Below are 11,956 nucleotides of genomic sequence, written 5' to 3'. Positions count from 1 at the left end.
CGGACCCGCGCGCGGCGTTCGACCCGCGCGATCGAAACAACGCACCACAACGGTACAGAGAGGTACGAATCCGACATGGCCGACTACATCCTGGCGATCGACCAGGGCACCACCAGCTCGCGGGCGATCATCTTCGACAAGAAGGGCTCGATCGTCGCGACGGGGCAGCTCGAGCACGAGCAGATCTTCCCCAAGGCCGGCTGGGTCGAGCACGACCCGATGGAGATCTGGCGCAACACGCGCGAGGTCATCGGGCAGGCGCTCGGCAAGGCCGACCTCACCCGCCACGACATCGCCGCCGTGGGCATCACCAACCAGCGCGAGACCGCGGTGGTGTGGGACAAGAACACGGGCGAGCCGGTCTACAACGCGATCGTCTGGCAGGACACCCGCACGCAGCCCATCGTCGACCGGCTCGCGGCCGACGGCGGCGTCGAGCGGTTCAAGCAGGACGTCGGGCTGCCGCTCGCGACGTACTTCTCGGGCACGAAGATCGTCTGGATCCTCGAGAACGTCGAGGGCGCGCGCGAGAAGGCCGAGGCCGGCGACCTCCTGTTCGGCACCACCGACTGCTGGGTCCTGTGGAACCTCACCGGCGGCACCGAGGGCGGTGTGCACGCGACGGATGTCACGAACGCGAGCCGCACCATGTTCATGGACCTCGAGACGCTCTCGTGGCGGGACGACATCCTCCAGACCTTCGGCGTGCCGCGGTCGATGATGCCGGAGATCCGCTCCTCGTCGGAGGTGTACGGGACGGTCGAGCCCTCGAGCCTGCTCCGCGAGGTCCCGGTCGCGGGCATCCTCGGCGACCAGCAGGCGGCGACGTTCGGCCAGGCCGCGTTCGACAAGGGCGAGTCGAAGAACACCTACGGCACGGGCAACTTCCTCATCTTCAACACCGACACCGAGATCGTGCACTCGCAGAACGGCCTGCTCACCACGCTCGGGTACAAGCTGGGCGACCAGCCGGCGCACTACGCGCTCGAGGGAGCGATCGCCGTGACCGGGTCGCTCGTGCAGTGGCTGCGCGACAACCTCGGTCTCATCTCGAGCGCACCGGAGATCGAGGAGCTCGCGAAGACGGTGGACGACAACGGCGGCGCCTACTTCGTGCCGGCGTTCTCGGGCCTGTTCGCGCCGTACTGGCGGCCGGACGCGCGCGGCGCGCTCGTCGGCCTCACGCGCTACGTGAACAAGGGCCACATCGCCCGGGCGGCGCTGGAGGCCACGGCGTTCCAGACGCGCGAGGTGCTCGACGCGGTCAACGCGGACTCGGGAGTCGACCTCGCCGACCTCAGGGTCGACGGCGGCATGATCGCGAACGACACGCTCATGCAGTTCCAGGCCGACATCCTCGGCGTGCCGGTCATCCGTCCGGTCGTCGCCGAGACCACCGCCCTCGGCGCCGCGTACGCCGCCGGCCTCGCGGTCGGGTTCTGGTCGGACCTCGACGAGCTCCGAGCCAACTGGCAGGAGGACCGACGCTGGGAGCCCAAGATGGAACCCGAGGAGCGCGAGCGCCAACTCCGGCTGTGGAAGAAGGCGGTCACGAAGACGTTCGACTGGGTCGACGAGGACGTCCGCTGACCGGATCCGCCTGCGACATGACGACGGGGTCCCGCTTCGGCGGGGCCCCGTCGTCCTGTCGCGACCCGTGGCCCGGTCGACGCGGCGCGCCTGCGAGCCTCCGTCGGCATCGCCTACTCGCGCGTGGCCGCGATCCAGTCGGCGAGCTTGCGCGCCGCGGCGCCACTGTCGATCGCGCCCTCGGCGACCGCCATCTTCTCGTGGAAGCGTTCGAGGATCGTCCGCTGCATCTGCGACGGGTCGTTGGCCAGCTCGTACGAGACCAGACCGGCCGCGGCGTTCAGCACGACGATGTCGCGGATCGGCCCGCGCGAACCCGCGAAGACCTCGTGCACGACCGCGGCATTGTGCTGCGCGTCGCCGCCCTTCAGCTGCTCGATCCCGGTCCGCGGGATCCCGAGCTCGCGCGGGTCGAGGTCGTGCTCCTTGACGGTCCCGCGCGAGATCTCCCAGATGTGGCTGTGCCCGGTCGTGGTGAGCTCGTCGAGCCCGTCGTCGCCGCGGAAGACGAGCGCGGTCGCCCCGCGTGTCTGGAACACGCCCACGATGAGCGGCACCCGGTCGAGCTGGGCCACGCCGACGGCCGACGCCTCGGGCCGGGCGGGGTTGCACAGCGGGCCGAGGAAGTTGAAGACGGTGGGGATCCCGAGCTGCGAGCGCACGGCGCCCGCGTGGCGGAAGCCGGGGTGGAACGCCGCGGCGAACGCGAAGGTGATCCCGGCCCGATCGAGCACCTCGGCGACGCGCTGCGCCGAGAGCGAGAGGTCGATGCCGAGCGCGCCCAGCACGTCGGACGAGCCGGACGCGGAGCTGGCCGCCTTGTTCCCGTGCTTGATGACCGGCACGCCGGCCGCCGCGCAGACGACGGAGGCCATCGTGGAGACGTTGACCGTGCCGAAGCGGTCGCCGCCCGTGCCCACGATGTCGAGGGCCATCGAGTCGGCGGGCAGCTGCACCGCATGCTCCAGGATGGCGTCGCGGAAGCCGACGATCTCGTCGACGGTCTCGCCCTTCAACCGCAGCGCCACGAGGAATGCGGCCAGCTGCGCCTCGGTCGCGGCACCGGTCATGACCTGCTCCATGCACCACGCGGCATCCGACACGCTCAGATCCTCGCCCTCGAGAAGGGCGTTCAGGACGGCCGGCCAGTTCTGCATCGCGGACATGGATCGATCCTATCCGCGTGGATTCACGGCGGATTCACGGCCCGACGGAAGGCTCGACCTCGGTTCGACATCGCGGATCATGCTGCGAGCACGCCGTGACGTCGAAAATCTCGCCTCCGAATCAGCCATAATGGGATGGTGACGAGCACCTCATTGACGTATCAGGCGAGCGCGCCCGTGATCAAGCGTCCGAACACCGTTGCGGTCGGCACGATCGTGTGGCTCGGAAGCGAGGTGATGTTCTTCGCGGGGCTGTTCGCGATCTACTTCACCCTCCGTTCGACCTCCCCCGAGCTGTGGGAGTTCGAAGCGGGTCGCCTGAACTTCCCGTTCGCCCTGACGAACACGATCATCCTCGTGGCGTCGTCGTTCACCTGCCAGTTCGGCGTGTTCGCGGCGGAGCGCAGCCAGCCCTACCGAACGGGGTGGAAGCCCACCCAGTGGGGCATGGTCGAGTGGTTCTTCCTCACCTATGCCATGGGCGCGATCTTCGTCGCCGGCCAGGTCTGGGAGTACGCGCAGCTCGTCTCCGAGGGCATCGCCCTCGACTCGAACGCGTACGGCTCGGCCTTCTACCTCACGACCGGCTTCCACGGCCTCCACGTCACCGGCGGCCTGCTCGCCTTCCTGTTCGTGATCGGCCGCACCTTCGCCGTGAAGAACTTCGGCCACCGCGAGGCGACGAGCGCCATCGTCGTGTCGTACTACTGGCACTTCGTCGACGTGGTCTGGATCGGCCTGTTCCTCGTCATCTACGTCCTCAGATGACCGCCGAGACGAACGACCCCGCAATGCCCGCGAACAGGAAGAGATCAATGACCCGCTCGAAGCGACGCACCGGTCGCCGGCATCCGCTCGCCACCGCCGCGCTGCTCGCCCTCGGCCTCGTGTTCACCGGCGGCGCGTACGCCGCCTTCAGCACGACCACGGCGCAGGCCGAGCCCTCCCCCACGTCGCAGGAGACGATCGAGGAGGGCGAGAAGCTGTTCCAGGCGAACTGCGCCACGTGCCACGGGCTCGAGGCGCAGGGCACCTCGGAGGGACCGAGCCTCATCGGCGTCGGTGCGGCGTCGGTCGACTTCCAGGTCGGCACCGGCCGCATGCCCATGCAGATGCAGGGCCCGCAGGCGCAGGTGAAGCCGCCGCAGTTCACCGACGAGCAGGTCAAGCAGCTGGCCTACTACGTCGGCTCGCTCGGCCCGGGCCCCGACATCCCCGCCGACAGCCTCGTGAACGGCGGCGGCGACGCGGCCAACGGTGCCGAGCTGTTCCGCATCAACTGCGCCATGTGCCACAACGTGGCCGGCGCGGGCGGTGCCCTCACCGAGGGCAAGTACGCTCCCCCGCTCACGGATGTCTCGGGCGTCCACATCTACGAGGCCATGGTCACGGGCCCGCAGAACATGCCGGTGTTCAACGACCTGAACATCACGCCCGAGGACAAGCGCGACATCATCACGTACCTGCAGTACGTGCAGGACAACCGTTCACCCGGCGGGTTCGAGCTCGGCTCGCTCGGTCCGGTCGCGGAGGGCCTGTTCATCTGGATCTTCGGTCTCGGCGCCATCGTCGCGATCACCGTGTGGATCACGGCGAAGTCCAACTAGGGCCGACCGAAGAAGCGAAGAAGGAGAACCATGGCACAGGACGACCACAGCGGCACTGAGATCGCCGCTGCCGACTCGTCGCACGCCGCGCACGTTCCCGCCGTCAAGACGGGCACCGCACTCATCCCGACGGACGCGTTCGAGAACCCCGGCTTCCCGCCGCACCGCCCGCGCGTCACCGACGAGGACCCGAAGAAGGAGCAGCGCGCACAGCGCACCGTCTATACGCTCTTCTACCTGTCGATCCTCGGCAGCGTCTGGGCGATCGCGGCGTACATGCTCTTCCCGATCGAGGGCAACAACGTCGGCGACGTCCGCCTGAACAACATGTTCATCGGCCTGGGTGCCACGCTCGCCCTGCTCGGCATCGGCTTCGGCGCCGTCCACTGGGCCAAGTCGCTCATGGCCGACGTCGAGCTGGCCGACGAGCGGCACCCGATCGGCGGCAACCCCGTCGCCCGCGAAGGCGCGATCCAGGTCTTCCAGGATGCGGACCGAGAGTCCGGCTTCACCCGCCGCTCGGTCATCCGCAACAGCCTCATCGGAGCGCTGCTGGTCTTCCCGCTTCCCGCCGTCGTGCTGTTCCGCGGTCTCGCCCCGCAGGACGAGAACCCCGTCGAGCTCCTCAGCCACACCATGTGGAAGGCCGGCACGCGACTCACCCTCGACCCGTCGGGCGTCCCGATCCGGGCGTCGGACGTCACGATCGGCAGCGCGTTCCACGTCATCCCCGAGGGCCTGTCCGAGATGCACCACGGCCGGCTCGAAGAGAAGGCGAAGGCCGCCGTCCTCCTCATGCGGCTCAACCCCGAGGAACTCAACGAGACCGAGGAGCGCGCGTCCTGGTCGTACGACGGCATCGTCGCGTACTCCAAGATCTGCACCCACGTGGGCTGCCCCGTCGCACTGTACGAGCAGCACACGCACCACCTGCTCTGCCCCTGCCACCAGTCGCAGTTCGACGTGGCGAACCACTGCGAGGTCATCTTCGGACCGGCTGCGCGGCCACTGCCGCAGCTGCCGATCGCGGTCGACGACGAGGGCTACCTCGTGGCACAGAGCGACTTCACCGAACCCGTCGGCCCGAGTTTCTGGGAGCGCAATTGAGCACCGCAACCACCCAGGCGCCGCAGCGCCGCTCCGTCACGGGTGCCGCGTCGAACTACGTCGACCAGCGCCTCAGCCTCTCGCCGTTCGTTCACACGCTCGGCCGCAAGGCATTCCCCGACCACTGGTCGTTCCTACTGGGTGAGATCGCGCTCTTCAGCTTCCTGGTCATCCTGATCACGGGCACGTTCCTGACCTTCTTCTTCCAGGCCTCCATGGCCGAGGTCGAGTACGAGGGGTCCTACGTCCCGCTCAAGGGCGTCGAGATGTCGGTCGCGATGGCCTCCACGCTCGACATCTCGTTCGACGTGCGCGGCGGGCTCTTCGTGCGCCAGATGCACCACTGGGCCGCGCTGCTGTTCGTCGCATCCATCGGCCTCCACATGCTGCGCATCTTCTTCACGGGTGCGTTCCGCAAGCCGCGCGAGTTCAACTGGGTCATCGGATTCGTGATGTTCATCCTCGCCATGGGCGAGGGCTTCACGGGGTACTCCCTCCCCGACGACCTGCTCTCGGGCAACGGCCTCCGCATCATCGACGGCATGATCAAGGGCTTCCCGCTCATCGGCACCTGGACCTCGTTCCTGCTGTTCGGCGGCGAGTTCCCGGGCACCGCGATCGTGGGCCGCCTCTACACGCTGCACATCCTGATCCTGCCGGTGATCCTGCTCGGTCTCATCGCGGTCCACCTGCTGTACGTGGTCGTGCACAAGCACACGCACTACGCCGCGCCGGGACGCACCCAGCAGAACGCCGTGGGCCCGCCCATCCTGCCCATCTACGCCGCGAAAGCCGGCGGCTTCTTCTTCATCGTGTTCGGCGTGCTGGCGCTGATCGCGTCGATGTTCACCATCAACCCGATCTGGAACTACGGCCCGTACGACCCGTCGCCGGTCTCCGCCGGTACGCAGCCGGACTGGTACATCGGCTTCGCCGATGGCGCGCTGCGCCTCGTGCCGCCGGGCTGGGAGTTCGTGCTGTTCGACCGCACCTGGTCGTTCAACATCCTCGTCCCGGTGACGGTGCTCGGACTGTTCATCGTGACCGTGCTCATCTACCCGTTCATCGAGGCGTGGGTCACGGGCGACAAGCGCGAGCACCACATCGCCGAGCGTCCGCGCAACGCGCCGACCCGTACGGCCATCGGCGCTGCGGGCGTGACCTTCTACGCGGTCCTCTGGGCGGCAGCGGCCTCCGACATCATCGCGACGCACTTCATGCTCACGATGGAGGGCGTGATCAACGCGCTGCAGGTCTCGCTCTTCGTCGGGCCGATCATCGCCTACTTCGTCACCAAGCGCGTGTGCATCGCGCTCCAGAAGAAGGACCGCGAGATCGTGCTCCACGGCTACGAGTCCGGACGCATCGTCAAGCTGCCGGGCGGCGAGTTCATCGAGGTCCACCAGCCGCTCGACGAGTACGAGCGCTGGCGGCTCGTGAGCTACGAGGCGTACGAGCCGCTCATGCTGCGGCCGAACGACCGGGGCAAGATCACGGTCGGCCAGCGTCTCCGCGCCGGCATGTCGCGGTGGTTCTTCGAGGACCGCATCGCGCCGGTGACGAAGGGCGAGCTGGAGGCGGCTCACCACTCGTCGCACCACTGATCTCGACCGCAGTACCATCGGGCACCGGACCATGTCGATCGATTCGACGTGGCTCCGGTGCCCGAACTGCATGGAGCCGCTCTCGACCGTCGATGTCCGCGTCCTGGGGTGCGCCGAGGGTCACCGATTCGACGCGTCGAAGTACGGCACCCTGACGCTCCTTCCCCCGCGTGCACCGCACACCGTGGGCGACAGCCGCGACATGCTCGAGGCGCGCTCGCGACTGCTCGGCTCCGGCGTGTACGACCCCATCGTCCGGGCCGTCGGCGATGCGGCGGCCACGGGCCGCTCCCCCGCCTCCGATCATGACGACGATTCCGGCGCCCTGAGGATCGTCGATCTCGGATGCGGCACGGGCTACTACGCTGCGGGCCTCGCGAGGCGTTTCGCGCCTGCGGCCCTCCTCCTCGTGGACCGCTCCCCCGCTGCCGTCCGGATGGCCGTTCGCACGCTGCCCGGCGCGACCGGCGTGGTCGTCGACCTCTGGCGCCCGCTCCCGATCCGCGACGACGCCGCCGACCTGGCGATCAACGTGTTCGCCCCGAGGAACGCGGCGGAGTTCGCGCGCATCCTGCGCCGTGACGGCCTCCTGGTGATCGTCGTTCCGACGGACCGTCACCTGGCGGAGCTGCGCTCGCTCGGCGGCCTGCTCGACATCCCCACCGGGAAAGCCGAACAGGTGACCGCCCAGTTCGCTGGTGCCGGCTTCGCGGCCGTGTCGCGGACCCCGGTCGAGTATCCGGTGTCGCTCGACGCCGACCAGGTGCGGGCGACCATGGACATGGGGCCCTCGGCGCACCACCGGGCCGACCTCGACCACGCGAAGGGCGACGTCGGGCTCGACGTCACCGTCTCGGTCGACGTGCTCCTCTTCCGGCGGAACTGATTCGAGCCCATACTGTCGGCATGGAGCCGTGCTGCGGTCCACCGAACCCCGACGCCTACGACGCCGTCTTCGATCGACGCTTCGCCGCGCGCGTCGCGCGCCGCTACGGCGCACGCGGTCCGTCCGGCGTCGAACGCCGCCTGCTGGAGTTCCTCGTCGACAGCGGCATCGAGGGGGCGACCGTCCTGGAGATCGGCGGCGGGGTGGGCGAGCTGCAGTTGGAGCTGCTCGCGCGTGGCGCGGCCCGGACCGTGAACCTCGAGCTCTCGCACGAGTACGAAGCCGACGCGACGCGCCTGCTCACCGCCGCAGGCGTCCAGGATCGCGTCACGCGGCTGGTCGGCGTCGACGTGGCCACGGATCCCGTGGCGGTGGACTCCGCGGACATCGTCGTGCTCAACCGCGTGGTCTGCTGCTACCCCGACGCGGAACGACTGCTCGCGGCCGCGGCGGGTCGGGCGAAGCGCACGCTCGCGTACAGCCATCCGAGGCGGAACTGGTTCACCCGGGCGCGAGTGGCACTCGAGAACCGGTTGCGCCGCGAGTCCCTCCGAGGCTTTCGGGCCTACATCCACCGGCCGGAGGCGATGCTCGACGCGGTGCGCGGACAGGGGTTCGCCATCGTCCGCGACCAGCGCGGACTCGCCTGGTCGACGGTCGGGGCGCTCCGGATGCGCTGAGCGCGCCCGGCAACGCACGACGCCCCGGCCGATCCCGGCCGGGGCGTCGTCCGCGCTGACTCAGCGCGCGAAGTTGCCGCGATAGTACTCGTAGACCCACCCGACGAGGGCGATCAGGGCCAGCGGCACCGCGATGAACGTGATCCAGAACCCGACGGCGAGTCCGAGGAACGCGAGGCCTGCCCCGGCCGCAAGGAGGATCGGCCACCAGCTCCACGGGCTGAAGAAACCGAGCTCGGCGTCGCCGTCGTCAATGTTCGCGTCGAGGCGGTCCTCGGGGAGCTCACCGCCCTGCTCCTTGCGAACCCGGCCGAGGTAGAACGCGATGAACGCGCTCAGGATCGCCGTCAGTGCGAGCGCGACGGTCCCGGCCCACTCGGGCCCCGGGCTGAACGAGTTCGCGATCCGCGAGGCACCGTCGATCGACGACCAGAAGGCGTAGACGGCGGCGGCCAGGACGAAGAATCCGGTCAGGACCCAGAAGAGGATGACGTTGGTGCGCATCTACTTGACTTCCTTGGTGTCGGCATCGTAGACGGGAGCCTCGGGCGCGTCCTTCGCCGGACCGATGCCCACGGGGATGCCCGCCTCGGGGTGGTTGAGGTCGAACGCGGGGCGCTCGGAGCGGATCCGAGGAATCGACGTGAAGTTGTGGCGCGGCGGCGGGCAGCTGGTCGCCCACTCGAGCGATCCGCCGTAGCCCCACGGGTCGTTCACGGTCACCTTCGGCGCGCGTCGTGCGGTCAGGTACACGTTGAGGAAGAACGGGATCATCGACACCGCGAGGATGAAGGCGCCGAACGTCGACAGCTGGTTCATCCAGGTGATGTTGTCCTCGGGCAGGTACGAGTAGTACCGGCGCGGCATCGCCACGACGCCCAGCCAGTGCTGGATGAGGAAGGTCGTGTGGAAGCCGATGAAGAGCAGCCAGAAGTGCCACTTGCCGAGGGTCTCGTTGAGCATCTTGCCGGTCCACTTCGGCCACCAGAAGTAGAAGCCCGCGAACATCGCGAACACGACGGTGCCGAAGACGACGTAGTGGAAGTGCGCGACCACGAAGTAGGTGTCGGAGACGTGGAAGTCGAGCGGCGGCGACGCGAGGATGACGCCCGTGAGCCCGCCGAACACGAAGGTGATCAGGAAGCCCAGCGCCCAGATGAGCGGCGTCTCGAACGTGATCGAGCCACGCCACATCGTTCCGATCCAGTTGAAGATCTTCACGCCCGTCGGGACGGCGATGAGCATCGTCATGAGGGCGAAGAACGGCAGCAGCACCGAGCCGGTGACGTACATGTGGTGCGCCCACACCGACACCGAGAGCGCCGCGATGGCGATGGTCGCGTAGATCAGCGTCTTGTATCCGAAGATGGGCTTGCGGCTGAAGACCGGGAAGATCTCGGACACGATGCCGAAGAACGGCAGCGCGATGATGTAGACCTCTGGGTGCCCGAAGAACCAGAACAGGTGCTGCCAGAGGATGACACCGCCGTTCTCGGGATCGTAGATGTGGGCGCCGAAGATGCGGTCGGCCGACGCCGCCAGGATCGCCGCGGCGAGGACCGGGAAGGCCATCAGGATCAGGATCGACGTGACGAGCGTGTTCCACGTGAAGATCGGCATCCGGAACATGGTCATGCCCGGCGCGCGCATCGTGATGATCGTCGTGATGAAGTTCACGGCGCCGAGGATCGTGCCGAAGCCGGACATGCCGAGGCCGAGCATCCAGAGGTTGCCGCCGATCCCCGGTGAGAAGGTCGTCGAGGCCAATGGCTGGTAGGCGAACCAGCCGAAGGATGCCGCGCCCTGCGGCGTGAAGAAGCCGGCCACCGCGATGAGCGAGCCGAAGTTGAAGAGCCAGTACGCGAACGCGTTCAGCCGTGGGAAGGCCACGTCGGGCGCGCCGATCTGGAGCGGCATCAGGACATTGGCGAAGCCCGCGAACAGCGGCGTCGCGAACATCAGCAGCATGATCGTGCCGTGCATCGTGAACAGCTGGTTGTACTGCTCACGGGTCTGGACGATCTCGAGGCCGGGCTCGAACAGCTGGGCGCGGATGATGAGCGCCATCACGCCGCCGATGAGGAAGTAGATGAACGAGGTGATCAGGTAGAGGTACCCGATGACCTTGTGGTCGGTGGAGGTGATCCACTTGACCAGGATGTTGCCCTTGCGCTCGACCTTCGAGGCGCCGAACGGCTGCGACGTCGCGCTGGGGCGAGCCGGTGCGGTTGTGGTGCTCATCGCGGCTTACTCTTCCTCTTTCAGTTCGGGCGCGCCCGTGCCGGGCTTGTTCTGGTTGCGGTCGTACTCGGTCGACAGCTGGCCCTCCTGGCCGGCGTCGCGGAGCGAGTCGATGTAGTCCTCGTACTCGGACTCGGAGACGACCTCGACGTTGAAGAGCATGAGCGAGTGGTACTCGCCGCACAGCTCGGCGCACTTGCCGGCGTAGGTGCCCTCGCGCTCGGGAACGAAGGACATGTAGTTGGTCTTGCCGGGGAACATGTCCTTCTTGTAGAGGAAGTCGACCACCCAGAACGAGTGGATCACGTCGCGAGCCTCGAGGGCGATCTCGACGTTCGCGCCGACCGGCAGCACGAGCGTCGGCAGCTCCTCCTGCTTGACGGATCCGGCCGGCCCCTCGTCGTCGAGCTGGGCCTGGATGCCGGCGGAGTAGACGTCCTCGTTGACGTAGTTGAAGTCCCACGCCCACTGCTTCGCGATCGCCTCGATCTTGACGTCGACCTCGTCCTCGGCGAAGCGCTCCTCGATCGCCGCCTGGTCGCGCGCCGTGAAGGCGAAGAACCCGAGGACCAGGATCAGCGGGACGACCGTGTAGAACACCTCGATCGGCATGTTGTAGCGCAGCTGGACCGGGAGTCCGGTCTGGCCCTTGCGACGCCGGTACGCGATCACGGCCCAGATCGTCAGGCCCCACGTGATGACGCCGACCACGAGCAGCACGATCCACGAGGTGACCCAGAGGCCCGAGATGCGCTCGGCGTGGTTGGTCGTGGGCGGCTCGCCCTCGACGAACCCGGGGAGGAATCCGTTCAGCTGTGCCTGCGTGCATCCGGCGAGGACGAGGCTGAGCGTCGCTGCGATCGGAACAGCAGCCCATCGGAGACGGCGATTGTGGCGCACCGGTGACCTTTCGGGAGACTCGAAGGCGCTTCTCATCGAAGCGCATTGATCGGACCTAGCCTACTCCGAACCGGCACCCGGGTCGTGCACGCTCGGCTCGCATTCAGCGAGATGTGCGACGAAACGACGGACCGCCGGCGGAAAATGCGGAAGGGAGACCCGCCGGAGCGGATCT

General features: G+C 68.0%; 11 protein-coding genes. 7 read left to right on the top strand and 4 right to left on the bottom strand.

From position 1 onward, the window contains the following. Positions 1-75: 75 nt before the first annotated feature. A complete protein-coding gene (gene glpK / locus WBQ80_RS01165) occupies positions 76-1,590 on the top strand; it encodes a glycerol kinase GlpK (protein ID WP_336570290.1) in 1,515 nt (504 codons plus the stop codon). A gap of 113 nt (positions 1,591-1,703) precedes the next feature. Here glpK and trpD read toward each other — a convergent pair whose 3' ends face one another. Continuing rightward, positions 1,704-2,756, bottom strand: a complete 1,053-nt coding sequence (gene trpD / locus WBQ80_RS01160) for an anthranilate phosphoribosyltransferase (RefSeq protein ID WP_336570291.1) — start codon at positions 2,754-2,756, stop codon at positions 1,704-1,706. Positions 2,757-2,891: 135 nt separating this feature from the next. On the opposite strand from trpD, the gene ctaE reads away from it, so the two are divergent. From ctaE to WBQ80_RS01130, 6 genes are read left to right on the top strand one after another with little or no spacing between them, the layout of a single operon-like run. Then, positions 2,892-3,524 (top strand): aa3-type cytochrome oxidase subunit III, encoded by a 633-nt coding sequence (gene ctaE / locus WBQ80_RS01155; RefSeq protein ID WP_336570292.1) that lies wholly within the window; start codon positions 2,892-2,894, stop codon positions 3,522-3,524. Between the two features lie 47 nt (positions 3,525-3,571). Continuing rightward, positions 3,572-4,363 (top strand): cytochrome bc1 complex diheme cytochrome c subunit, encoded by a 792-nt coding sequence (qcrC, locus tag WBQ80_RS01150; RefSeq protein WP_336570293.1) that lies wholly within the window; start codon positions 3,572-3,574, stop codon positions 4,361-4,363. Positions 4,364-4,393: 30 nt separating this feature from the next. Then, positions 4,394-5,470: a cytochrome bc1 complex Rieske iron-sulfur subunit gene (gene qcrA, locus WBQ80_RS01145; protein ID WP_336570294.1), complete on the top strand. Its 1,077-nt coding sequence runs from the start codon at positions 4,394-4,396 to the stop codon at positions 5,468-5,470. Beyond that, positions 5,467-7,074, top strand: coding sequence for a cytochrome bc1 complex cytochrome b subunit (gene qcrB / locus WBQ80_RS01140; RefSeq protein WP_336570295.1), 1,608 nt, complete (start codon positions 5,467-5,469; stop codon positions 7,072-7,074). The genes qcrA and qcrB overlap by 4 nt, the downstream gene beginning before the upstream one ends. 31 nt (positions 7,075-7,105) lie before the next feature. Next, positions 7,106-7,960 (top strand): methyltransferase domain-containing protein, encoded by an 855-nt coding sequence (locus tag WBQ80_RS01135; protein ID WP_336570296.1) that lies wholly within the window; start codon positions 7,106-7,108, stop codon positions 7,958-7,960. A 20-nt stretch (positions 7,961-7,980) separates the two neighbouring features. Next, entirely contained in the window at positions 7,981-8,640 is a 660-nt protein-coding gene (locus WBQ80_RS01130) for a methyltransferase domain-containing protein (protein ID WP_336570297.1), read from the top strand. Between the two features lie 60 nt (positions 8,641-8,700). On the opposite strand, the gene WBQ80_RS01125 is transcribed toward WBQ80_RS01130, so the two are convergent. The 3 genes from WBQ80_RS01125 to ctaC are packed head-to-tail and all read right to left on the bottom strand — an operon-like array spanning position 8,701 to position 11,781. After that, positions 8,701-9,144, bottom strand: a complete 444-nt coding sequence (locus tag WBQ80_RS01125; protein WP_336570298.1) for a cytochrome c oxidase subunit 4 — start codon at positions 9,142-9,144, stop codon at positions 8,701-8,703. Then, positions 9,145-10,881 carry an aa3-type cytochrome oxidase subunit I gene (gene ctaD / locus WBQ80_RS01120; RefSeq protein WP_336570299.1) on the bottom strand — a complete coding sequence of 579 codons (1,737 nt, stop codon included), beginning with the start codon at positions 10,879-10,881 and terminating at the stop codon, positions 9,145-9,147. 6 nt (positions 10,882-10,887) lie between these two features. Beyond that, positions 10,888-11,781 (bottom strand): aa3-type cytochrome oxidase subunit II, encoded by an 894-nt coding sequence (gene ctaC / locus WBQ80_RS01115; protein WP_336570375.1) that lies wholly within the window; start codon positions 11,779-11,781, stop codon positions 10,888-10,890. Positions 11,782-11,956 lie beyond the last annotated feature (175 nt).

It is taken from the genome of Agromyces sp. CCNWLW213, from assembly GCF_037199545.1.
GTDB lineage: Bacteria > Actinomycetota > Actinomycetes > Actinomycetales > Microbacteriaceae > Agromyces.
This window is presented reverse-complemented; position numbering and strand designations above follow the sequence as displayed.